The organism is Novosphingobium sp. GW821-FHT09E05 (assembly GCF_059416165.1).
The window spans coordinates 1,224,934-1,248,263 of sequence record NZ_JBWKOQ010000001.1; the positions used below are offsets into that span (position 1 = coordinate 1,224,934).

The window sequence follows — 23,330 nt, forward strand, 5'->3', positions numbered from 1 at the left end:
CAACGCGCCCGTAGCTCAGCTGGATAGAGCATCAGACTACGAATCTGAGGGTCGGACGTTCGAATCGTTCCGGGCGCACCACCACCCTCTCGGGGCTGGCGGTGTAGTTGGTGATAGTGATGGCATGTGCGCCCGTAGCTCAGCTGGATAGAGCATCAGACTACGAATCTGAGGGTCGGACGTTCGAATCGTTCCGGGCGCACCATCACCCAGAAAAACCCCGCCAGCGGCGGGGTTTTTTCGTTTCAGGCTCCAGGCATTCTCTGGCGCCCGTCCCGGATCGTGCCGTTCAACGAAAAAGGCCGGAACGGCGACGGCATGTCGCGTTCCGGCCTCGATCGTCCCCACCCCCTAGAGGGCGGGGATGAAGCGGTGCTTACTGTTCGGCGCCGTCGGTCGCGGCGGCGGTGCCGGTTGCGGCCGCACCGGCATCGGCGCTGGCCTGGGCCGAGCCCGCGGCCTGCGTCGCCTTGGCGAAGTCGGCGGCGGTCATGCCGAGCGCCAGCGAGCCATCGGCACCGAGGCCGAGGTAGGACTTCTTGAGCGCCGCTGCCGAGCCATTGCTGAGGGCCACGGTCACATCATCGCCCGCGACCTTGCTGACCGTCCCGATGACGACGCCGTCGCTGCTCTTTATCGGAGCGTCGGCGACGATCGCGGCGTCCTTGGCGGCGGTGTTCTCGGCCTTGGCGCCGTTCACGGCGGCTTCAAGCTGCGCCTTGTTCATGCCGATCGTCAGGCCCTTTTCACGGGTGACGAAAGCGCTCTTGGGCAGTCCCGCGCGCGCCGTGCCGGTGGAGACGGTGACAATGTCGCCCTGAACGGCCTCGACGGAACCGACTTCGCCGCCCTCTGCATCGAAGACCTTGGCTCCGACGGTGGGTGCGACTGCTGCTGCGGCGGCTGCCGGTGCTGCTGCTTCCTGAGCCATCGCGGCTGCGGGGACGAGGCTGGCGGCTGCAATGGCGGCGGCGATGAGATGTTTCTTCATGGCGTACTCCTTCTTGGCGGGACCGTGGGAGGACGGGTCCCGGGACAAGCCCCCTGCTGGGGCGCTAAAGGTGGTCCGGACATGGGCACTGCACCCGGACGCTGACCCCGTCCGGCTGGGCCGGGCCTGCCGTCGCGAGCAGTTTCGCGGGTCGGCTGGCGGGGGTGACTATGAGATATAGGAACCGAATGCATCGGCGGGTGAACGGTTGCCCGGACAAGGGGCGAGTTGCCCCCTATGCGCGGCGAACCGGCCTGCGCTTGTGGAAAAACGGCAGATTTCAGCCAATCCGGATGCGCCTGTAGCTTTCATCCGCGGGGAATCGGCCGCCTGGATCGACCATTATGCCCAGCATCCCGCGCGACCAGTCGGCGGAATCCGGGTATTGGCGGAACCAGTCCGTCACCACCAGGCGTACCGAGATACGCCATTCGTCGTCGCGCTTTTCGAACGTGTCGAGATAGCGCCCGGCCCCTATCACGTCCGACTTGGAGCCGTCGGGCAGGTTGATCCGGTGGATGCCGTAGAAATAGGCCTCCGCGTCCGCCTCGTCGCCGCGCACGTTGACCAGCACGTTGCCGACCATGTGCATCGTCTGGTCCATGGCGCCCATGATCGGGAAGGACCAGGCGATGAATTCTTCCGCATTGCCGGTGAAACCCATGTGCTCGTCACGGCAATCCGGCCAGTAGGCGGAGCGGACCATGTCGGCGTCGAGGCGATCCACGCCGCGCGCGTAGCGATAAAGGCATTCGCGAATCGCCTCACGGTCGGCAAGTTCCTCGACGATGCGGCTTACCTTGGTGGTCATCTTGCGCTCCCTCGGTCGTCTTTTTCCGTCCTTCGGGAAGGATCGGGCGCATGCCGGCCGCAGGCAACCGGCAAGGGACCTGCACCGCCTTTGCAGGCAAGCGGGACAGCCGATCGGACATGGCCGGGGAACATCGCGGCGGATCGACGCTTGATCGCGCGTGGTGGAAGCTCCAGCAAGGCGATCGATGAATCCGGAAAACCTAGAAGCCCCTCTCGCACACGCGGGAGGGGAGGGCGGCGCACGCGCCGATCACGACCAGGGCGCCTCGCCCTCGGTATGGCGTTACGTCCATGCGCGGCGCGCGCATGTGGTCATCGACGCGGCCGATTATTTCGAGGTGATCCGCGAAGTCATGGGCGAGGCGCGGCAGCGCATCTTCCTGATCGGCTGGGACTTCGATTCGCGCATCCTGCTGTCGTCCGGCCGGCGCTGGTGGCAGCGCGGACGCCGGCGGAAATTTCCGGCCCGGCTGGGCTCCTACATGCTCTGGCTGGTGAAGAAGAACCCGCAGCTCGAAATCCGGCTGCTGAAATGGAACTTCGCGGTCTTCAAGTACATGCTGCGCGGCACGATGCTGTTCGACCTGGCGCGGTGGGCCCGGCATCCGCGAATCGACTTCAAGTTCGATTCGGCCCACCCGGTCGGGTGCAGCCACCACCAGAAGATCGTCGTGGTCGACGATGTCTTCGCGGCCTGCGGCGGCATCGACATGACGTCGGACCGCTGGGACACGCCCGACCATACCCCGCACGATCCGCGCCGCCGCAAGCCCACCGGGCAGCCCTATGGACCGTGGCACGACGTCACCATGATCATGGAAGGCGATGTCGCCGGGGCGCTGGGCGAACTCGGGCGCGAGCGCTGGATGGTGGCCGGCGGCGACGAGATCGCGCCGTGCCGCCCGCAGGCGGAGACGCCCTGGCCCGAAGGTCTCGACGCCCAGTTCGAGAACGTCGAGATCGGCATCGCGCGCACCCGCGCGGAGTACGGCGACTGCCCGCAGGTCAGCGAGATCGAGAAGCTGTTCGTCGGGCAGATCCGCCGCGCCAAACGCTTCATCTATGCCGAGACGCAGTATTTCGCCTCGCGCGCCATAGCCGAGGCCATCTGCGAGCGGCTGGCGGAAGACGATCCGCCCGAGTTCCTCATCATGAACCCGCGCACCGCCGATGGCTGGCTCGAGCAGAAGGCGATGGACACCGCGCGCGTGGAACTCGTCGAGACGCTCGAAAAGGGCGATCCGGACGGGCGCTTCCGCATCTTCAACCCGATGGCCTCCGATGGCACCCCGATCTACGTCCATGCCAAGCTGATGATCGTTGACGATGAGCTGCTGCGCGTCGGCTCTGCCAACATGAACAACCGCTCGATGGGGCTCGACAGCGAGTGCGACGTCTTCATCGACATGGCGCGTCCGGCCAACGCCCACGTCGGTCCCCAGATCACCGCGCTGCGCATCCGCCTCCTGGCCGAGCACTGCGGTATCGAGGAAGCGGAAGTCGTGGCGGGGATCGAGCGCCACGGCTCCATGGCGGCGATGATCGACGCCCTTAACCGCGCGAGGCCCCGCATCGGCAAATATTGCGAACCCTTGCCCTTGAAAGAGCTGTCGGAAGCTGAAAGAGCACTGGGCAAGAGCGGCCTGCTCGATCCCGAACGCCCCGGCGAAATGTTCGAGCCTATCGAGCACCGTGGGTTGTTCCGGCGCAACGGAGGGTTGATGCGTATGCGCCTGATGAAAAGATGGAAAAGGAGCAAGCGGGGATGAGCAGTCTGGTCGGTCCCGACGAGGACAATCCACTGGGCAAGCCCCCGGTGCCGGAAAACGTCCAGGACGCCATCCGCACGCTGATCGCGTGGTCGGGCGACGACCCGACGCGCGAGGGGCTGATCGACACGCCCAAGCGCGTGGCGCGGGCCTGGCTGGAATACTGCCAGGGCTACAAGGAAGACCCGGCGGTCCACATGTCGCGGGTGTTCGAGGAAGTCGGCGGCTACGACGAGGTCGTGCTGCTCAAGGACATCCCGTTCCAGTCGCACTGCGAGCACCACATGGCCCCGATCATCGGCAAGGCGGCCATCGCCTACCTGCCGCGCGACCATGTCGTCGGCATCTCCAAGCTGGCGCGCGTGCTCCACGGCTATGCGCGCCGCCTGCAGATCCAGGAACGCCTGACCGCCGAAGTCGCCCAGTGCATCTGGGACCACCTCAAGCCCCAGGGCGTCGCGGTGGTGATCGAGGCCAGCCACGCCTGCATGACCGCGCGCGGCGTGCGCACGCCGGGCGTCGGCATGATCACCAGCCGGATGATGGGCACTTTCCTTGAGGACGAGCGCTCGCGCAAGGAAGTGCTCAGCCTGATGGGCTACTGACCTGAGTTCCTCCCCGAGCCCGATCGGGGAGGAACATTATTAGGCTTGAACCCTGGCGCGCCTGCGGCAAGAGACGCAGGACTCCGGGGCGTACAGGCAGATGATCGAGCACAATCGCAGCGAACAGGGCGGCATGGCGCCGCGCGCGGGTATCCTGCTCGCGCTGGTGCCGGCCGCCATGCTGCTGGCGCTGCTGCTGCGCACGGTCTGGGACGTCGATATCTTCTGGCAGCTGAAGCTGGGCGAGCTGATCCTCGACCACGGCGGCCCGCTCGCGCGCGAGCCTTTCGCCGCACGGCACCTTGGCGAGCCGCTGCCGGCGGTCGCCTGGGCAGGCCAGGCTGTGCTGGCGCTGGCGCGGCGGCTGGGCGGATGGAACCTTCTGCGCGTGGTCGATGCGCTGTGCTGGCTCGGCGGCTTCTGGGCCGTAGCGATCGCCTGCAGCAAGCGCGGCGCGCCGATGCATGCGGTGATGCTGGCGTTGCTGCTTGGCTTCGTCGCCGCGCTGCCGACCGCCAGCATCCGCCCGCAGAGCTTCGCCTGCCTGTGCTTCGGGCTGCTGCTGGCGTTGCAGCGGCTGGGCCTGAAGCCGGCCCTGACCATTGCGCTGGGCGCACCGCTGCTGGTCCTGTGGCAGAACCTGCATCCTTCCGTGAGCGTGGCGGCCGTCGCCATGGGGCTGACCGCGCTGCCGGGCTCGATCGCCTGGCTGCGCGGCCGCGGGCGGCCGGTGCCGGCCGCGCCGACCGTGCTCGCCCTGGTGGCCGTGGCGGCGACCTTCGCGACGCCCGACGGGGTGTCGATCCTCCAGACCTCGGCGCTCAACGCGCAGGCCAGCATGGCCATCGGCGCGAGCGAGTGGCTGCCCTTGTGGATTTCCGCCAACCGCTCGAACGCGGTGCCGGTGCTGGTCGTCGCGCTGCTGGGCGTCCGGCTGGCGGCGTCGAACCGCTCGCGCGTCGATGCCGGGGAGCTGGCGGTCGCCATCGGTCTGCTGCTGATGACGCTGACGGCCTATCGCTTCGTCCTGTTCTGGGCGGTGGCGATGGTCCCCGTGATCGCCCGCGCCGCCGGGGAGCCGCATCGCGAGCTGCGCACGAACCCGGCGCTGGTGCTCGGGCCGATCCTGCTCGTCGCCGTGCTCGGACCCTTGCTGGCGCCCACGCGGTTCGCCGAGACGCTTCCGCTCGCCGCCGTGGAGCGGCTGCGCCAGGAGGGCGTTCGCGGCACGGTCTACGGTGACTTCCCGTTCGGCGGGACGATCATCGACGCCGGCTATCCGCACTGGCATGTCGCTTACGACGGGCGCTACTATCGCTACTCGCGCCAGGAATGGCAGTACAACGGCGGGATCGAGAACGGCATCGTCCCGCTGGTCGACGTCGAGCGCAAGTGGCACCCGGTGGCCTTCGTCCTCGACGAGTATCACAACGCCCCGCTCGCGGGTGAACTGGCCCGTCGCCGCGACTGGCGGCGCATCTGGTCGCAGCGCGGGATCGTCGTCTACGTTCCGACCAAGGCGCCCGGACGGCGCTGAGGATCAGCCGCCGCGCGTGACCGGGATCAGCGCGCCGGTGATCGAGCGCGCCGCGTCCGACGTCAGGAACGCGATGACCTCGGCGATGGCGCCGGGCTGGACCCAGGTGGAGAAGTCGGCGTCGGGCATGTCGGCGCGGTTGGTGGGCGTGTCGATGATGCTGGGCAGGATCGCGTTGACGGTGACGCCGGTTCCCGCCAGCTCCTCGGCCAGCGCTTCGGTCAGGCGGTGGACGCCGGACTTCGACGCGGCATAGGCGCCCATGCCCATGCCGGCCTTGAGCGCCGCGCCCGCGCCGATGCTGACGATCCGCCCCGCCGCCGAAGCCTTGAGCGCGGGCAGGGCAAGCTGGGTGATCGTCGCGTTGGTGGTGAGGTTCATCGCCTGCATCCTGGCCCAGGTGTCGATCGAGCCGCCTTCCAGCGTCTCCCAGGTGAAGCCGCCCGCGACGTTGACGAGCACGTCGATGCCGCCGTGGGCCGCCGCGACCTTGTCGAGCGCGGCCCTGGTGGAAGCGGCATCGGTCAGGTCGACGCCGCCGATATCCAGCGAGCCGGCAATCGCGGTCTTCGCGCCGGGCGCGAAGTCGATCCGCGCGACCTTGTCGCCGGCATCGGCGAAGGCCTGCGCCACCGCCTCGCCGAGGATGCCGAAACCACCGGTGACGATTACCGAACGTGCCATGAGCTTTTCCCGCGTGCGAAGTGTGAACAGATGCGCCGTGCTAACTTGGCCGGGCGGGGGGGACAAGCCGCCGGGCGCGCTCCAACGCCCCGCCGATGTTGTCGCCCGCAACGAAAAGGGCGGCCCTCCCGCCGGGAAGACCGCCCTTTCGCGTCAGGCCGGAGCCGGGATCAGAGCTTGCCGAGCAGGTAGTCGGCCGAGCTGACCTCGAACGTGCCGGGCGCCTCGACGTTGATCTGTTCGACGACGCCGTCGTTGACGACCATCGAATAGCGCTGGCTGCGCTGGCCCATGCCGAAGCCCGAGCCGTCCATCACGAGGTCCAAGGCCTTGGCGAAATCGCCGTTGCCGTCGGCCAGCATCGTCACGTCGCCGGCATCCGCGCTCTTGCCCCAGGCGCCGAGCACGAAGGCGTCGTTGACCGAAGTGCAGGCGATCTCGTCGATGCCCTTGACCTTGAGCTCCGCCGCCTTCTCGACGAATCCCGGGAGATGCTTGGCCGAGCAGGTTGGAGTGAAGGCACCGGGAACGGCGAACAGCGCGACCTTCTTGCCGGCGAAGTATTCGGCGCTCTGGACCGGCTCGGGGCCGCTCTCGCCCACCTTGATGAGCTTGACGTCGGGCAGCTTGTCTCCAACGGCGATGGTCATGCATTCGTCCTTTCGTGCAGGTGAGTAGGCGTCGGTCGTCGATATAGGTCGGCGGTGCGGTTGGGCAATGAGGCACGGACCAGAATGTGAGCCGCTGCCGCCTGCCGATCACCGCCGAAGGGTCGCGGCGCCGTGCTCAAGGCATATAAAGATATCTTTATATTTGCCACGGACGGGCGGAAACGCTAGGGACGCGCCAACGTCGGCGCTGCACGTCCGGCCCCCATCGGGGCTGGCGGCGCCGGTCCCACACCCTCCAGGAGTTCGCGCCCGTGGCCACTGCCCCGACCACCACCGCCCAAGACTACGCCATTGCCGACCTGTCGCTCGCCGACTTCGGCCGCATGGAAATCGACATCGCCGAAACCGAGATGCCGGGCCTGATGGCGCTGCGCGCCGAATTCGGCGACAGCAAGCCGCTCAAGGGCGCGCGCATCACCGGCTCGCTGCACATGACGATCCAGACCGCCGTGCTGATCGAGACGCTGGTCGCGCTCGGCGCCGAGGTCCGCTGGGCCACCTGCAACATCTTCTCGACGCAGGACCACGCCGCCGCCGCCATCGCCGCCGCCGGCATTCCGGTCTATGCGATCAAGGGCGAGAGCCTCTATGATTACTGGGATTACGTCGGCAAGATCTTCGACTGGTCGAGCGACGAGAACCCGGACCTCACCGCCAACCTGATCCTCGACGACGGCGGCGACGCCACCATGTTCGCGCTCTGGGGCGCGCGCGTCGAAGCCGGTGAGGCGCTGTTCGAGCCCTCGAACGCCGAGGAGATCGAGTTCGTCCGCGCACTCAACGCCTTCCTCAAGGCGAAGCCGGGCTACCTCACGCGCTCGGTCGCCGCGATCAAGGGCGTCTCGGAAGAGACCACCACCGGCGTCCACCGCCTCTACCACCTCGCCAAGGACGGCAAGCTGCCGTTCCCCGCGATCAACGTGAACGATTCGGTCACCAAGTCGAAGTTCGACAACCTCTACGGCTGCCGTGAATCGCTGGTCGACGCGATCCGCCGCGCCACCGACGTCATGCTCGCCGGCAAGGTCGCCTGCGTCGCCGGCTTCGGCGATGTCGGCAAGGGCTCGGCCGCCAGCTTGCGCAACGGCGGCGCGCGCGTCCTCGTCACCGAGATCGACCCGATCTGCGCGCTGCAGGCGGCGATGGAGGGCTACGAGGTCGTCACCATGGAAGACGCCGTCGCCCGCGCCGACATCTTCGTGACCGCCACCGGCAACGAAGCCGTCATCACCGGCGAGCACATGGCCGCGATGAAGGACAAGGCGATCGTCTCGAACATCGGCCACTTCGACAGCGAGATCCAGATCGCCGCGCTCGACAACTACGAGTGGAAGGAGGTCAAGCCCGGCACCGACCTCGTGACCTTCCCGGACGGCAAGCAGATCATCGTGCTCGCCAAGGGCCGCCTCGTGAACCTGGGCTGCGCCACCGGTCACCCCAGCTTCGTGATGTCCGCCAGCTTCACCAACCAGACGCTGGCCCAGATCGAACTGTTCACCAAGAACGACGAGTATGAGAACCGCGTCTACGTGCTGCCCAAGCACCTCGACGAGAAGGTCGCCGCGCTCCACCTCGAGAAGCTGGGCGTCAAGCTGACCGTGCTGTCCAAGAAGCAGGCCGACTACATCGGCGTGCCCGAGGCCGGCCCGTTCAAGCCCGACCACTACCGCTACTGATCGCGCGCGCCGCGTCCTTCGCGGCGCAGTGATCCGAATCGATCGACCCCCGTGCCTGCGCAGGCGCGGGGGTTTTTCTTGGCTGGGCTGCGGGGCGGGGAAAGGTGAGGGGGCGGGCATGAGGGGAGGATGTCAAAGCCGCGCGATGTAGGAAAGCAGGTTTCCCGCAGAGGCGCCGGGGGGGCGGAGATGCCGTTTCCCTCCCCCCGCATCTGCGCGCCACCGCGCGGGATCGCAGGCGGCGACGGGCGCAGTTGGCCCCGGTATCGACCGGATTTCGCTCCATCTTCCCAACATCCCCCATTGTCAGCGCAGGTCCCGCACAGCATAGCCTTGGGCAATGGACCTGACCCGTTTCCTGCCTCTCCTGATCGGCCTGTTGCTCGGCGCCTGGACCATGGCCGCGGCCTGGGCCGTCCTTGCCGCCCGTGCGCGCCAGAAGCGTGCGGAGCAGCACCTGCGCTCGGCCCGGCGGCTGGGCAAGATGGTCGAGGAATCGCCCGCGCTGCCCCTGCTGGTCCGCACCGATGGCCGGATCGAGGCCAGCCCGCGCCTCGCGCAGTGGCTCGGGCTCGACGGGATGCCGCAGTTCCTCTCCGAACTCGACGGCGGCGGCAAGGGCCTGCCCACAGACAAGCTCGCCGAACTGACCGAGGCGGTGCGCCGCTGCCAGAAGACCGCCGCGCCCTTCCGCATGGTGGCGACGCCCCATGGCTCCAGCCGCAGCCTGGCGCTGCGCGGGCATCTGGCGGACCCGCAGGTCTCGCCGGGCGGCGCGGCGATGGTGTGGGTCTTCGACTTCAGCGACAGCGAGACCGAACTCACCCGCCTGCGCGACGAGGCGGCCAGGGCGCGGGGCGATTTCCACGCGCTCGTCTCGCTGATCGAGGCGGCGCCGATGCCGATGTGGTTCCGCCGTCCGGACGGCGAACTGCAACTGGTGAACCACGCCTACGTCGCCGCCGTTGGCGCCGAAAGCGCCGATGCGGTGGTCGCCAAGGGCATCGAACTGATCGAGGCGGTCGATGGCCTCGCGCCCGGCCATGTCGCGCGGCAGGCGATGGAGAAGGGCACGCCGATCGAGCGCATCGTCTCCACCACCATCGACGGCCAGCGCCGCGCGCTGCGCGTCAGCGACCTGCCGCTGGGTGAGGACGGCGTGGCCGGCTATGCCGTCGACATCGAGGACCTCGAGGAGATGTCGCGCTCGTTCCGCGCCTTCCGCGAGGCGCAGCGCGCGCTGCTCGACCAGCTTTCCGCCGGTGTCGCCCAGTTCGACGCGAAGAAGCGCCTGACTTTCGCCAACCAGCCGTTCCAGCGCCTGTTCAAGCTCGACGCCCGCGTCCTGCTCGACCCCCCCGCGTTCGAGCGCCTGCTCGATGCCGCGCGCGACGCCGGCCGCGTGCCCGAAGCGCGCGACTTCCCGGCCTGGCGGCGCGAGAAGGCGGCGTGGTTCTCCGCCGGAACGACGCAGGAGGAACCCTGGGAACTGGCCGACGGCACGCACCTGCGCATCGTCGCCCAGCCGGTGCCGGACGGCGGGCTGCTGCTCATCGTCGAGGACCGCACCGAACAGCTGCGCCTCTCGGCCGTGCGCGACACGCTGCTGCGCACCCGCACCGCAACGTTCGACAGCCTGTTCGAATCGATCGCCGTCTTCGCGCCCGACGGCCGCATGCAGATCTGGAACCGCCGCTTTGCCGCCGACTGGGGCCTCGACGACGACTTCCTCGACACCCATCCCCACATCGAGGCGCTGCTGCGCAAGATCGCCGCGCGCCTCAGGCGTCCGGTCGAGGCGGAGACGGTCGGCAACGTCGTGCGGGCCGCGACGCTCGACCGTACCCAGACCGGCGGGCGGATCGCGCTGGCGGACGGGCGTATGCTGGAATTCGCGGGCGTGCCGCTGCCGGACGGCAACGGGCTGCTCGCCGTGCTCGACATCACCGATTCGCAGAAGGCCGAGGACGCGCTGCGCGAAAGCAACGCCGCGCTGATCGAGGCGGACACGATCAAGACCCGCTTCCTCGCCAACATGAGCAAGGAACTGCGCACGCCGCTGACCTCGATCGGCGGCTTCGCGGAAATGCTCGAGATCGGCCTCGGCGGCGAACTGAGTGACGCGGGCAAGGACTACGTGACCTCGATCATCGGCGCCTCCGCGCAATTGGGCGAGCACATCGACAGCCTGCTCGACCTCTCGCAGAGCGAGGCGGGCCTGCTGCCGCTCAAGCTGGAAGAGATAGACCCGATGCCGTTCGTACGCGGCGTCGTCGAGGAGCGGGCGGCGCGGCTCCAGAAGGCCGGGCTGACGCTCGACCTGCAGGCAAACGGACTGATGCGGCCTCTCGTCGCCGACCGGCGGCGGCTGGCGCGGGCGGTCGGCCACATCGTGGATAATGCCATATCTGCCTCCCCGCGCGGGGGACGCATCCTCGTGCGGCTCTCGCGCCGCAAGGTCGCCTCGGGTGACGGCGATGCGCTGCAGATCCTCGTGCAGGACAAGGGGCAGGGCATGGACAGCCGCAGCCTCGCCCGCGCGCTCGACGGGATGAAGGTCAGTGCGGACGGCAAGAGCGTCGACCGCCTGCGCGGCCTCGGCCTCCCGCTCGCCCGCCAGCTGGTCGAAGCCCACGGCGGCGCGCTGCGGCTGGTTTCGGAGCCCGGCAAGGGCACCAGTGCGATGATCGAACTGCCATGATCGCGCTTCCCGATCTCGCCGCGATGGACCGGTTCGGCCGCGCGATCGCCGGGGCGCTGCGTCCAGGCGACGTCGTTGCGCTTACCGGCGGTCTCGGTGCGGGCAAGACCACGCTGGCGCGCGCGATCATCGCCGGGCTGGGGCACGAGGGCGAAGTTCCGTCCCCCAGCTTCGCGATCATCGAAGTCTACGACCCGCCCGACGTGCGCCTGCCGCTGGTCCATGCCGACTTCTATCGCCTCAAACACCCCGACGAGGCGCAGGAGATCGGCCTCGACGATTACCGCGACGGCGCCGCGCTCCTCGCCGAGTGGCCGGATCATGCCGGCGGCTTCTCCCATGAGCCGGGTTGCCTTTCGATTGGGCTGGAAACTGCGGGAGAGGGCAGGATCGCCATTGTCGAAGGCGGGGCGGATTGGTTAGGGCGGTTGCCGACATGAACACGAATCCCACGCTCCTGCCCGAAGGCCTCGACACTTTCCTCGCCGCTGCCGGCTGGGGCGGATCCGCGGTCGAGCCCTTGCCCGGCGACGCCTCCTTCCGGCGTTACTTCCGTATCCGTAACGGTGACGGGGAGACGGCCATGCTGATGGACGCGCCGCCTCCGAACGAGGATCCGGAACCGTTCCTGCGCGCCGCGCACTGGCTCGACGACAACGGCATGCGCGCGCCCCGCATCCTTGCCGAGGACGCCGGGCGCGGGCTCGTGCTGCTGGAGGACTTCGGCGAGGCGCGCATGCGCGACTACCTCGACCAGTGGCCCGACGACGAGACGGCGATCTACACCGCCGCCGTCAGCGAACTGGCGAAGCTGCATCAGCTCCCGCCCGGCCCCTTCCTCGACTACTCGCTGGCCGAGTACCAGCGCGAGGCGCGGCTGTTCATCGACTGGTACTGCACCGCGCAGAACCTCTACGTGGACTCCGCAGGTTTCGTCACGGCGTGGGAGCAGGTCATGGGCGAACTGCTCGGCCGCCAGCGCCCCGGCGTCACCGTGCTGCGCGACTACCATGCCGAGAACATCATGCTGCTCGGCAGCCTGGAGAAGCAGGGCCTGCTCGACTTCCAGGACGCGCTGGTGGGGCATCCGGCCTATGATCTCGTCTCGCTGCTGCAGGACGCCCGCCGCGACGTGTCTCCCGATCTGGAGGCGGCGATGTTCGATCACTACGTCCAGCGCTCCGGCGCCGATGCCGACACGCTGCTGGCCGACTACGCCCGGCTCGGCGCGCAGCGCAACACCAAGATCATCGGCATCTTCGTGCGGCTGTGGCGGCGCGACGGCAAGCCGCGCTACCTCGACCTGATCCCGCGCGTATGGGCCCTGCTGGAGCGTGACCTCGCGCATCCGGCGCTGGCGCCCGTCGCGGCCTGGTTCGATGCGAACATACCGGCACAGCTTCGCGATGCCGACGGGGGCACGTTCGAGCGATGACCGGAAAACCGCTTGCCAGCGACACGGCGATGATCCTGGCCGCAGGGCTGGGCAAACGGATGCGCCCGCTCACTGCCAGCCAGCCCAAGCCACTGGTGCGCGTCGGCGGCAAGTCGCTGATCGACCACGCGCTCGACAAGCTCCGCAGTGCGGGCGTGGCGAGGGCGGTGGTGAACGCGCACTACATGGCCGATGCGCTGGAAGGGCACCTCAAGGTGCGAAGGACCGCGCCGGCAGTGGTCCTGTCGGACGAGCGCGAGCAGCTGCTGGAAACCGGCGGCGGCATGGTCAAGGCGGCGCCGCTGCTGCCCGACCCGTTCTTCTGCCTCAACAGCGACAATATCTGGCTCGATGGGCCAACGGACGTCTTCGCGGAACTGTCGCAGGGCTGGGACCCCGAGCGGATGGATGCGCTGCTGCTGATGGTCCCGCACACCCGCGCGCTCAACTACCGGGGGGAGGGAGACTTCCACCTCGATCCCGAAGGCCGCGTCAGCCGCCGCCGTCCGGGGCGGGTCGCGCCGTTCATCTACACCGGCATCCAGCTCGTGTCGCACCGGCTGCTGCGCGATGCGCCGGAAGGTCCGTTCTCGACCAACCTGCTGTGGAGCCGGGCGATCGAGGAAGGCCGGCTCTACGGCATCTCCCACATGGGCCTGTGGTTCGAGGTGGGCGAGCCATCCGCGATCAGGCCGACCGAAGAGTGGCTGACGCGTGCCTGACAGGGCTTCGCCTGATCGGCGGCGCCCGAAAGTCTACTCGATCGCGGCCCATCGCGGCTTTGCCGACGCCCTGGTCGCGGGCCTGGTTCCGCGTCATTCGCAAGGCGAGCTGGGCCTCGCCCGCCTGACGCTGCTGCTGCCGAGCCGCCGCACGGTGCGCACGATGACCGAGGCTTTCGTGCGCCACTCCGGCACCGGCATGCTGCTGCCGCGCATGGTCGTGGTGGGCGACCTCGATCTCGACGAGACGCTGGGTCCGCTGCTCGACCCGCTGGGCGCGGCCGACATTGCGCCCGCCGCCGATCCGACGCGCCGCTGGCTGCGGCTCGCGCATTACCTGCGCGAAGTCGAGGGCCATGCCGCCGGCAAGGGCGCCGCCCTGCTGCGCCGCGCCTGGGAGATCGGGCGCACGATGGACCGCCTGATGGCGGAGGGCATCGCGCCGATCGACCTGTTGTCCGACCGCGTGATCGGCATCGTCGGCGACATGGCCGGACACTGGACCGACAACACCCGCACGTTCCTCAAGGTGCAGCAGCACTGGATCGCCGAACTGGCGAGCAGGGGCGAGATCGACGCGCCCGAGCGGCGCAACCGCCTGTTCGACCACGCCGCCGCGCGCTGGCGCGAAACCCCGCCCGCCCATCCGGTCATGGCGGCCGGCATCACCGGCGCCTCGCCCTCGCTGGCGCGCCTGCTGCGGGTGGTCAGCGAGATGGAGCAGGGCAGCGTGGTCCTGCCCGACCTCGACCTGTCGCTGGCGGACGAGGTCTGGGACGAACTCGGGACCGCCGGCAATCCCGCGCAGCACGACGATCCCCCGTTCGGCCGGGGCGACGCGGTGACCCACCCGCAGTATCACCTCAAGCTGCTGCTCAACCGCATGGGCGTCGGACGCGGCGAGGTGCGGCAATGGCATCGTTCGGGCCTGGCCGCGGCGCCGCCCGAGCGCAGCCGCGCGATATCGAGCCTGTTCCTGCCGCCGCGCGCTTCGGCGTCGTGGGTCGCGCTGCCGGCCGAACACCGGCGGCTCTCGGGGGTGCGCCTGATGGAAAGCACGCATCCGGGCGAAGAGGCGCAGGCGATCGCGGTGCTCATCCGCGAGGCGCTGGAAACGCCCGAACGCCGCGTCGCGCTGGTCTCTCCGGACCGGGGGCTGGCGGCGCGCGTGGTCGCCCATCTCGAACGCTGGGGAATCGAGGCCGATGATACCGCCGGTCGGCCGTTGCCGCAGACCGCCGCCGGGCGGCTCATGCTGCTGCTGGCGGAAGTCGTCGCCGAACAGGCCGCGCCGGTGCCGCTCGTCGCCCTGCTCGTCCATCCGCTCACCGGGGCCGGCGAGCGCCGCGCCCGCTGGCTGGAGAATGCGCGGCGGCTCGACCTGGCGCTGCGCGGCCCGCGGCCCGGCATCGGCCTCGCCCCGCTGGCGGCGCGTGCCGCCGAGGCGAAGCTCGGCGACTGGTGGAGCGAGGTCGACGCGGTGCTCGCCCCGCTGCTGGCGCTCGGCGATGCCGAACCGCTGGAGGCGCTGCTCGGACGGCTCGCCGATGCAGCGGAAGCGCTGTGCGGCGAAACGATTTGGGACGGGGCGGACGGGCGCGCCCTCAGCGGCTTCGTCGAGGAACTTCGCGGCGCGGCGGCGGCGGCCGGTACGCTGCTCGATCCGCGCGAACTGCACGCGGTGCTGCGCGACGCGATGGACCGCGTGTCGGTGCGCCCGCCCTGGGGCGGCCACCCGCGCGTCTCGATCTACGGCCTGCTCGAAGCGCGCATGAGCCGCGCCGACCTCGTCATCTGCGGCGGCCTCGTCGAAGGCGTCTGGCCGGCCAGCCCGGCGCAGGACTCGCTGCTGCCGCCGGCCGTGCTGCGCGCGCTCGGGGTGCCGGGCGCGGACTTCCGCATCGGTCTGGCCGCGCACGATCTTGCCGCCACGCTCGGCGCACCCGAAGTCGTGCTGAGCTGGGCGCAGAGGGACGAGGGCGGGCCGGTCATCTCCTCGCGCTTCGTCCTACGCGTTCGCGCGATGCTGGGCGACCAGCTGGAACGGCATGTGGAGCGCGATGCGCTGCGCCTGGCGCGTCTCATCGACGATGCCGCCTCGGTCCCGCCCCATCCGCGTCCGGAGCCGATGCCGTCCGAGGAACAGCGCCGTGTCGCCGTTTCCGTCACCGGGCTCGATCGGCTTCGCGGGGATCCCTATCAGTTCTATGCCAGCACGATCCTGGGGCTGCGCAGCATCGACGCGCTCGATGCGGAGCCGAGCGCGGCGTGGAAGGGCGACGTCGCGCACCTCATCATGGAGCGTTGGCACAAGGCGGGCGAGCCCGAGGGCGGGCTTCATGCGATCGCCCAGGACGTGCTCGTCGAGAAGAATGCGCACCCCCTGATGCGGGTGCTGTGGTGGCCACGCCTTTCCGCCGCGCTCGAGACGTTCGAGGCGATGATCCTCGCCGGCAAGGCCGCGGGCCGGGCCGTCCTCGACGTCGAGGCAAAGGGCGACATGCTGCACAGGGGCGTGCGCATCCATGGCCGCGCCGACCGCCTCGACCGGCACGAGGACGGCAGCCTCGCGGTGGTCGATTACAAGACCGGGCAGCCGCCGACGGGTCGGCGCGTGCAGGAAGGCTTTTCGCTCCAGCTCGGGCTGGTCGGCCTGATCGCCGAGGCGGGCGGCTTCGAAGGCATCGAAGGCAAGGCCGAGGGCTTCGAATACTGGTCGATGGCGAAGGCCAAGGACGGCGCGATGGGCTATGTGTTCGAGCCGGTGCTGGAAGGCCGCAAGAAATCGGGCATCCCGCGTGAGGATTTCCTGCCCGAGACGCAGCGCTTCCTCGACGATGCGCTCGACCGCTGGATTCTTGGCGCCGAACCCTTCACCGCCCGGCTCAACCCCGAACTCGGCAGCTATGCGGACTACGACCAGCTGATGCGCCTCGACGAATGGATCACCTCGCTCGGCGGTTCCAGCCGCAGCGACGCGGAGAACGCGCCATGAGCGGCCCGGCTGCGGTACACCCGCTCCACGGCAACCAGATGCGCGCGGTCAATCCGCAGGAGACGGTGTGGCTCTCCGCGTCCGCCGGCACCGGCAAGACGCAGGTGCTGTCCTCGCGCGTGCTGCGCCTTCTGCTGCAGCCCGGCGTCGATCCCTCGCAGGTTCTGTGCCTGACCTTCACCAAGGCCGGCGCGACCGAGATGGCCGCGCGCATCAACGGTACGCTGGCGGAGTGGGTGCGGCTGGACGACGTCGAACTCGGCATGCGCCTCGCCGCGATCGGGGCCGAGGGCAGCGCCGACAATCGCGCGCGCGCCCGCACGCTGTTCGCCGCGGTGCTCGACAGTCCGGGCGGGGGCCTTCGCATCGACACCATCCACGCCTTCTCGCAGTGGCTGCTGGCGACTTTCCCGCAGGAGGCCGATCTCATTCCCGGCAGCCGCCCGATGGAGGAGCGCGAGCGCGACCTGCTGGCGCGGCAGGTGCTGGCCGACCTCCTGGTGACGGCGCAGGACGACCCCTTCGGCGATACGGAACTGCTCACGGCGGTGGAGCAGCTGTCGCTGCGCCATGGGCCCGATGCCGTGATGGCGTTCCTCCTGCGCTGTGCTTCGGCGCGCTCGGCGTGGCTTGGGGCCGGCGGCTGGCAGGCGGGAGACATGCGCGCCAATGTACTGCGCCTCGTTGGCCTGTCGCCCGACGTGGACGGCGACTGGCTCGCCGGGCAATGCGCGGACGATGCGTTCGACGTCGCCTCGCTGCGCAGATGCATGGAGGTGAACCACGAGTGGGGCACCAAGACCGGTCTCGCCGCCGTCGATGCGATCAGCGAGTGGCTGCTTGGCGATGCGGCGCAAAGGCTGTCTAGTCTCGACGCTATTGCCGCCCTATTCCTCACCCAGAAGGGTGAGCCCAAGGCCAGCAAGTCGCAGGACAAGCTCGACCCGGACTATCCCGAATATTGCGCCCGCGTGGTCGGATGCATCACGGCGATCCGTTCGGCGCGGGCCCTGCTGTCTCTCGCGGACCGGCTTGTGCCTGCGCTGCGGCTGGGCCGCGCCTTCGCGCTCGCCTGGGACGAGGCCAAGCAGCGCGAGGGGTTGATCGACTTCGACGACCAGATCCGCCGCGCCGCCGATCTGCTCGGCAACCGGGCGCAGGCCGACTGGATCCGCTACAAGCTCGACCGCCGCTTCGACCACATCCTCGTCGACGAGGCGCAGGACACCAACGCCGCGCAGTGGGACATCATCTTCGCCATGGCGGGCGAGTTCTGGGCCGGCCTCGGCCAGCACGACGACCGTCCGGAAGGACTGATGCGCACGCTCTTCGTGGTCGGCGACTACAAGCAGGCGATCTTCCGCTTCCAGGGCACGAGCCCCGAAAACTTCCGCCGCGCCGCCGACCGCGTGCGCCGCGAGATGGGCGAGGCGGCGCAGAATGCGCAGGTCCTGCGCAGCAACTTCGCACCGCGCGACCTGCTGGAACTCGGGCTCGACCGATCCTTCCGCACCGCGCAGACCGTGCTCGATTTCGTCGACAAGGCGATCGCGGGCGTCGGGCACGAGAACTTCGGGCTCGCTGCTCCGCCGGAGCGCCACGAGGGACAGGACCGCCCCGGTTACGTGGCGCTATGGCGACCGGTGGGTGAAGGCGCCGAGGACGAGGACGAAGAAACCGGCGAGGACGAGGACGGCACCGCACCGAACTGGCTCTCCCGCCCCGACCGCCAGATGGCCGAGCGTATCGCGCTTCAGGTGCGCGAGTGGCTCGACCGGCACGGGCCGGGCCTGACGCTGGTCAAGGGCGGCAGGCGCCGGGCCGGTGCAGGCGACATCATGGTGCTCGTGCGTCAGCGCAAGGAACTGGCCGGACTGATCGTCGCCCGGCTCCATGCGGCGGGTGTGCCGGTGGCGGGTGTCGACCGCCTGCGCCTCGGCGCGCCGCTTGCGGTCAAGGACCTCGTCGCGGCGCTACGCTTCGCCGTGCAGCCTCTCGATGACCTGAACCTGGCCTCGCTGCTGGTGTCGCCGCTCGTCGGGTGGAGCCAGGAGCAGTTGCTGGCTCATGCCTGGCGGCCCCGGTACACGCACCTGTGGGACCACCTGCGCCGCTCGCGCGAGCCGGAGGTGGGCGCCGTCATGGCGCAATTGGGCGATCTCCTCGCCAAGGCCGATTTCCATCCCCCGCAGGACCTGCTGCACTGGCTGCTGGTCGGCCCGTGGCAGGGGCGGCGCCGGCTGGTGGCGCGGCTGGGGACAGAGGCCAACGATCCGATCGACGAACTGGTCAATGCCTCCAAGGCCTACGTGGTCACCGATACCCCCAGCCTCGCCGGATTCCTGGCCTGGTTCGATGCGGGCGACGGCGAGCTGAAGCGGGAGGCGGACAATGCCTCGGGCCTCGTGCGGGTCATGACGGTGCATGGCTCGAAGGGGTTGCAGGCCCCGATCGTCATCCTCGCCGACGCCACCAGCAACCCGGACAATGCGCGCGAGCGCGGGCTGGACCTGCCCGATCCCGCGAACGAGGCCCGCGCCATTCCGCTCCCGCCTCTGTCGAAGGACGAAAAGCAGGGCCGCATCGCCGCGTATATCGAGGAGGCGCGCAGCGCGGATGAACAGGAGCACTGGCGGCTTCTCTACGTCGCCATGACCCGCGCCGAGGAGGCGCTGTTCGTCGGCGGCGCGCTCGGTGCCAAGGATCGCGACGGGCCCAGTCCCAAAAGCTGGTATGCCCGGCTGCGGGAGATTTTTCACCCCGACGCGGAGATGGCGGACCCGATCTGGGGGGGGCGCTGCGAGCACGGCGCATTGGTCGATCCGGTCCCGGTCGCGGCCGGTGCGCCGCAGTTCGAGTTGCGCGATCCGCTCCCCGCTTGGCTGGGACGGGTCCCACCGGCCGAACCACGCCCGCCGCGGCCACTTGCGCCCTCGGCGCTCGGCGAGGAGGATGCGCCCGATCCGCCGTTCCCACCCGGTGCCGGACGCGATGCAGCGCGGCGCGGCACATTGGTCCACAAGCTGCTCGAGCGGCTGCCCGATGTCGGTCCCGACCGTCGGGAAGCGGCGGGACAGGCCTGGCTGGAGCGCCACGCGGCCGACCTTGAGCTTGCGGATCGCGGCGCCCTGCTGGCGAGCGCGCTGGCGGTGCTGGGTAACCCCGCGTGGGCAGACCTTTTCACGCCAGATAGTCTCGCCGAAGTGCCGGTGGCGGCGGTGGTCGGCGGGCAGGTGGTGGCCGGCACGATCGACCGGCTTGTCATAGAACCCGGCCGTGTGCGCCTGGTCGATTACAAGAGCGCGCGGCGTCCCCCCGAGACCGTCGATGCCGTGCCGGTGGGCGTGCTGCGGCAGATGGGAGCCTATGCCGCCGCGCTTGAGGCGACGTTCCCCGGTCGCGTGATCGAGGTGGCGCTGCTCTACACCGCCGTGCCCCGCCTGATCGCGGTGCCGGCCGAACTGCTGGCGCTCCACAAGCCCGACTTGGCGGTGCGCGAGTAAAGCTTTCGCCGCGCCGCCGTTGCGTCCTTTCGTTTCATCCCTAGATTGCTGCTCAATCGTTTTTCAGGAGTTCCTTAGATGTCGACCATTGCCGTTACCGACGCCAGCTTCGAGGACGACGTCCTCAAGTCCGACAAGCCCGTTCTCGTCGATTTCTGGGCGGACTGGTGCGGCCCGTGCAAGATGATCGGCCCGGCCCTGGAAGAGATCGGCGAGGAACTGGCCGACAAGGTCACCATCGCCAAGATGGACATCATGGCCAACACCGGCATCCCGGCCGAGATCGGCGTGAAGTCGATCCCGCTGCTGGTGCTGTTCAAGGACGGCAAGGCGGTCGCGCAGAAGCTCGGGGCGGCGCCGAAGAACGCGCTCAAGGGCTGGCTTGAAAGCGAGCTTTGAGCCCTTCGGCCTGATCGGTCGGATATGTTGAAAGGCCTCTGCCGCTGAGAAGCGGCGGGGGCTTTTTCGTGTCAGGCGATCCTGGCGGCGATGGCGGCGAACTCGTCCCAAAGCGCGGGGCTTGAAGCACCTATGAGATCGCGGCGTTCGTATTCGTCGGCGCAGTAGGGACTGCCGTCGGGGCGCGCGGCCTTGCCGCCGGCTTCGTTGAGAAACAGCACGCCTGCCGCATGGTCCCAAGGCAGGGTGCGGTTGAACACCGAGATGTCGTTGGTGCCGCTGACCAACCGGGGATACTGCTCGGCGGCGCAGCGCGGGATATCGACGAGGCGGTAGTGCGGGGCGATGTGGGTCAGGACCTTGTCGCGCGCGCCTTCGTCGAGGAAGATGGTGGAGATCGCCGCGACCGGCGGGTCCTCGCCGGTGGTACGGGCGGTGATCCGTTCGCCATCGATCCAGGCGCCTTCGCCCGGCGCGGCGCGGCAGAAGCGGCCGGTCAGGCAGTCGAGAATCCAGCCGCCGAGGATGTCGCCCCCGTCCGCCAGCGCGACGAGGACGCCGAAGGGCGGCTTGCCGGCGGCGAAGTTGTTGGTGCCGTCGAGCGGGTCGACGATCCAGCAAAGGCCGTGCTTCAGGCGCTCCATCACCGATGGGTCGGCGAAAACCGCTTCCTCACCCACCACCGCCGCTTCAGGCAGCAGCGCTGCGAGACGGTCGGTCAGCAAAGCCTCGGCATCGCGGTCGGCGATGGTGACGACGTCGTCCGCCGCCTTGTTGTCGATCTCGCTGGCGGCGAGCGCCTGGTAGCGCGGCAAGATCGCGCGTTCGCTGGCCTCGCGCATAATCGCCTCGACGGCGATGTGGAGGGCGGATGTCATCATGTCAGCGGGATCATGACTTGCGAGGCAAAACCAGGCCTCTGCCTGATGCGCTCGTACCAGGCGGCCACGGCCGGAAACTCCGGCTTGTCGAAGGGGAGGCTGAACCACGTGTACGCATAGACGCCCATGGGGATGTCGCCGATGCCCAACTGGCCGCCGGAGAGCCACGGCTTCTCGCCGAGGTACTTCTCCAAAACGGTCATGTGGCGGGCGCAGTCGGCCATGCCGCGTGCGATGGCGTCCTGGTCCCACTGCTCCTGCGGCGTGCGGGCGAAGGCCAGGAAAGGGACCCGCTGGGCGTCGGCATAGGCGAACTGCCAGTCCATCCAGCGGTCGGCGAGGGCGCGGTCGATCGGGTCGCGCGGGAACCAGCGCTCGCCGCCGTATTCGGCGGCCATGTAGCGCAGGATCGCGTTGGATTCCCACAAGGTGACCTTGCCGTCCTCGATCATCGGGATCAGGCGGTTGGGGTTCTTGGCGAGGTAGTCGTCGGTGAAACCGAACTGCCCGCCAATGTCGCGGCGCACGTAGTTCAGGCCCAGTTCCTCTGCGAACCAGGCGACCTTCTTGACATTGTGGGAGTTGAGCCGCCCCCAGAGGGTGAATGCGGGGCCTGCCATCGTCAGCTCCTGTAGTCGGCGTTGATCGAGATGTAACCGTGCGTGAGATCGCAGGTCCACACGGTCGCGCTGCCGTCGCCGAGGCCGAGGTCGACCTCGATGGTCACGTCCTGACCCTTGAGGTGCGCAGAGACGGGGGCTTCGTCGTAGTCGGCGAGCGGCAGGCCTTCACGCGCAGCCCAGGTGCCGCCGAAGCCGATCGAGAGCCTGTCGCGGTCGGCGGGTTCGCCTGCCTTGCCAACGGCCATGACGACGCGGCCCCAGTTGGCGTCCTCGCCGGCGATGGCGGTCTTGACCAGCGGCGAGTTGGCGATCGCCATGCCGATCCGCCTCGCGCTTTCGTCCGAGACCGCGCCGGTGACGCTCACGGCGATGAACTTCTGCGCGCCTTCGCCGTCGCGCACGACGAGGTGAGCAAGCTGACGGCATACGTCGTGTACCGCAGCGGCGAAGGCGTGGGCGCCCTCGCTCTGGAACGAGGCGATCGGTGCATTGCCGGCCTTGCCGGTGGCGAAGGCGAGCACGGTGTCGCTGGTCGAGGTGTCCGAATCGACCGTGATGCATGAGAACGTGCGCTCGTTCGCGGCGGAGAGGCACGCCTGCAGGAACCCGGGTTCGACCGCCGCGTCGGTGAACAGGTAGCCGAGCATCGTCGCCATGTCGGGCGCGATCATGCCCGAGCCCTTGATGATGGCGCTGATCGTGACCTTGGTGCCGCCGATCATGGCGGTCGCCGTGGCGCCCTTGGCGAAGGTGTCGGTCGTGGCGATCGTGTTTGCGGCATCTTCCCAGGTGCAGGGCGCCGCATCGAGCGCTTTCGCCACGCCCTCGCGCGCCTTGTCCTTGGGCAGGGGAACGCCGATCACCCCGGTGGAGGAGACGAAGACCTCGCTGGGCGCGCAGCCGATATGCGCCGAGACCTGCTCCATGATCTGCTCCACCGCCTCGCGGCCGCGGTAGCCGGTGAAGGCGTTGGAATTGCCGGCATTCACCACCAGAGCGCGGGCACGTCCCTGCGCGACGTTCTCGCGGCCCAGTTCCACTTCGGTCGAGCAGCAGAGGTTGCGGGTGAACACCCCGGCGACGGCGGTGCCCTCCTCGAAGGTGACATAGGTGAGGTCGCAGCGGCCCCAGTCCTTGTAGCCAGCCCGCACGACGTGCGGTGTGACGCCGGCAATCGCGGGCAGGGCGGGGAAGGGCGATGCGAGCGGGGAGATGGGATAGGCCATGGCCGGAGGGCCTAGCGCGAGTTGATGACAGGTCAAGAGCGGCATCGCCGACACGCGCGGGCAGGGCGTTTACGAGCGCGGCAACGGCCTTCATACCAA

The 23,330-nt window shown here is 69.1% G+C and carries 18 protein-coding genes and 2 tRNA genes; 13 read left to right on the plus strand and 7 right to left on the minus strand.

Annotated elements, in window-relative coordinates; all coding sequences use genetic code 11:
* The first annotated feature begins 4 nt into the window (after positions 1-4).
* A tRNA-Arg gene (locus AC07M9_RS05560) sits at positions 5-81 on the plus strand.
* Positions 82-128: 47 nt separating this feature from the next.
* Positions 129-205: transfer RNA gene (locus tag AC07M9_RS05565), tRNA-Arg, on the plus strand.
* Positions 206-376: 171 nt separating this feature from the next.
* Here the strand turns inward: AC07M9_RS05565 and AC07M9_RS05570 are convergent.
* A complete protein-coding gene (locus AC07M9_RS05570) occupies positions 377-991 on the minus strand; it encodes a hypothetical protein (protein ID WP_494882017.1) in 615 nt (204 codons plus the stop codon).
* A 280-nt stretch (positions 992-1,271) separates the two neighbouring features.
* Positions 1,272-1,802 (minus strand): nuclear transport factor 2 family protein, encoded by a 531-nt coding sequence (locus AC07M9_RS05575; RefSeq protein ID WP_494882019.1) that lies wholly within the window; start codon positions 1,800-1,802, stop codon positions 1,272-1,274.
* A gap of 187 nt (positions 1,803-1,989) precedes the next feature.
* Here AC07M9_RS05575 and AC07M9_RS05580 point away from each other — a divergent pair, with 187 nt between their 5' ends.
* The 3 genes from AC07M9_RS05580 to AC07M9_RS05590 all read left to right on the plus strand — a co-directional run bounded on the left by AC07M9_RS05580 (position 1,990) and on the right by AC07M9_RS05590 (position 5,715).
* Positions 1,990-3,573: a phospholipase D-like domain-containing protein gene (locus tag AC07M9_RS05580; RefSeq protein WP_494882020.1), complete on the plus strand. Its 1,584-nt coding sequence runs from the start codon at positions 1,990-1,992 to the stop codon at positions 3,571-3,573.
* Complete coding sequence (gene folE, locus AC07M9_RS05585) at positions 3,570-4,178, plus strand: GTP cyclohydrolase I FolE (RefSeq protein ID WP_494882022.1); 609 nt, start codon at positions 3,570-3,572, stop codon at positions 4,176-4,178. Before AC07M9_RS05580 ends, folE begins: the two co-directional genes overlap by 4 nt.
* A 100-nt stretch (positions 4,179-4,278) precedes the next feature.
* The gene (locus AC07M9_RS05590) at positions 4,279-5,715 is read left to right on the plus strand and encodes a hypothetical protein (protein WP_494882024.1); all 1,437 of its coding nucleotides are present in this window, start codon (positions 4,279-4,281) and stop codon (positions 5,713-5,715) included.
* A gap of 3 nt (positions 5,716-5,718) precedes the next feature.
* Here AC07M9_RS05590 and AC07M9_RS05595 read toward each other — a convergent pair whose 3' ends face one another.
* Together AC07M9_RS05595 and AC07M9_RS05600 are read right to left on the minus strand one after the other, a co-directional pair.
* The gene (locus tag AC07M9_RS05595) at positions 5,719-6,399 is read right to left on the minus strand and encodes an SDR family NAD(P)-dependent oxidoreductase (protein ID WP_494882025.1); all 681 of its coding nucleotides are present in this window, start codon (positions 6,397-6,399) and stop codon (positions 5,719-5,721) included.
* Between the two features lie 170 nt (positions 6,400-6,569).
* Positions 6,570-7,049: a peroxiredoxin gene (locus tag AC07M9_RS05600; RefSeq protein ID WP_494882026.1), complete on the minus strand. Its 480-nt coding sequence runs from the start codon at positions 7,047-7,049 to the stop codon at positions 6,570-6,572.
* A 272-nt stretch (positions 7,050-7,321) separates the two neighbouring features.
* Between AC07M9_RS05600 and ahcY the strand changes: the two genes are divergently transcribed.
* The 8 genes from ahcY to trxA all read left to right on the plus strand — a co-directional run bounded on the left by ahcY (position 7,322) and on the right by trxA (position 20,501).
* Complete coding sequence (gene ahcY / locus AC07M9_RS05605; protein WP_494882028.1) at positions 7,322-8,746, plus strand: adenosylhomocysteinase; 1,425 nt, start codon at positions 7,322-7,324, stop codon at positions 8,744-8,746.
* A 340-nt stretch (positions 8,747-9,086) separates the two neighbouring features.
* On the plus strand, positions 9,087-11,447 hold the full coding sequence (locus tag AC07M9_RS05610) for a sensor histidine kinase (RefSeq protein WP_494882029.1): 2,361 nt from the start codon (positions 9,087-9,089) through the stop codon (positions 11,445-11,447).
* Positions 11,444-11,887, plus strand: a complete 444-nt coding sequence (gene tsaE / locus AC07M9_RS05615; RefSeq protein ID WP_494882030.1) for a tRNA (adenosine(37)-N6)-threonylcarbamoyltransferase complex ATPase subunit type 1 TsaE — start codon at positions 11,444-11,446, stop codon at positions 11,885-11,887. The genes AC07M9_RS05610 and tsaE overlap by 4 nt, the downstream gene beginning before the upstream one ends.
* Entirely contained in the window at positions 11,884-12,882 is a 999-nt protein-coding gene (locus AC07M9_RS05620; protein ID WP_494882031.1) for an aminoglycoside phosphotransferase family protein, read from the plus strand. Before tsaE ends, AC07M9_RS05620 begins: the two co-directional genes overlap by 4 nt.
* The gene (locus AC07M9_RS05625) at positions 12,879-13,604 is read left to right on the plus strand and encodes a nucleotidyltransferase family protein (protein ID WP_494882033.1); all 726 of its coding nucleotides are present in this window, start codon (positions 12,879-12,881) and stop codon (positions 13,602-13,604) included. The genes AC07M9_RS05620 and AC07M9_RS05625 overlap by 4 nt, the downstream gene beginning before the upstream one ends.
* On the plus strand, positions 13,597-16,599 hold the full coding sequence (addB, locus tag AC07M9_RS05630) for a double-strand break repair protein AddB (protein ID WP_494882035.1): 3,003 nt from the start codon (positions 13,597-13,599) through the stop codon (positions 16,597-16,599). Before AC07M9_RS05625 ends, addB begins: the two co-directional genes overlap by 8 nt.
* Complete coding sequence (addA, locus tag AC07M9_RS05635) at positions 16,596-20,102, plus strand: double-strand break repair helicase AddA (RefSeq protein WP_494882037.1); 3,507 nt, start codon at positions 16,596-16,598, stop codon at positions 20,100-20,102. Before addB ends, addA begins: the two co-directional genes overlap by 4 nt.
* Before the next feature lie 78 nt (positions 20,103-20,180).
* Positions 20,181-20,501: a thioredoxin gene (trxA, locus tag AC07M9_RS05640; protein WP_007683489.1), complete on the plus strand. Its 321-nt coding sequence runs from the start codon at positions 20,181-20,183 to the stop codon at positions 20,499-20,501.
* Between the two features lie 71 nt (positions 20,502-20,572).
* Here the strand turns inward: trxA and AC07M9_RS05645 are convergent, their stop codons facing one another.
* The 3 genes from AC07M9_RS05645 to argJ are packed head-to-tail and all read right to left on the minus strand — an operon-like array spanning position 20,573 to position 23,231.
* The gene (locus tag AC07M9_RS05645; RefSeq protein ID WP_494882039.1) at positions 20,573-21,382 is read right to left on the minus strand and encodes an inositol monophosphatase family protein; all 810 of its coding nucleotides are present in this window, start codon (positions 21,380-21,382) and stop codon (positions 20,573-20,575) included.
* Entirely contained in the window at positions 21,379-22,002 is a 624-nt protein-coding gene (locus AC07M9_RS05650) for a glutathione S-transferase family protein (protein WP_494882041.1), read from the minus strand. The genes AC07M9_RS05645 and AC07M9_RS05650 overlap by 4 nt, the downstream gene beginning before the upstream one ends.
* A 2-nt stretch (positions 22,003-22,004) precedes the next feature.
* Positions 22,005-23,231, minus strand: a complete 1,227-nt coding sequence (gene argJ, locus AC07M9_RS05655) for a bifunctional glutamate N-acetyltransferase/amino-acid acetyltransferase ArgJ (protein WP_494882043.1) — start codon at positions 23,229-23,231, stop codon at positions 22,005-22,007.
* Between the last annotated feature and the right edge of the window lie 99 nt (positions 23,232-23,330).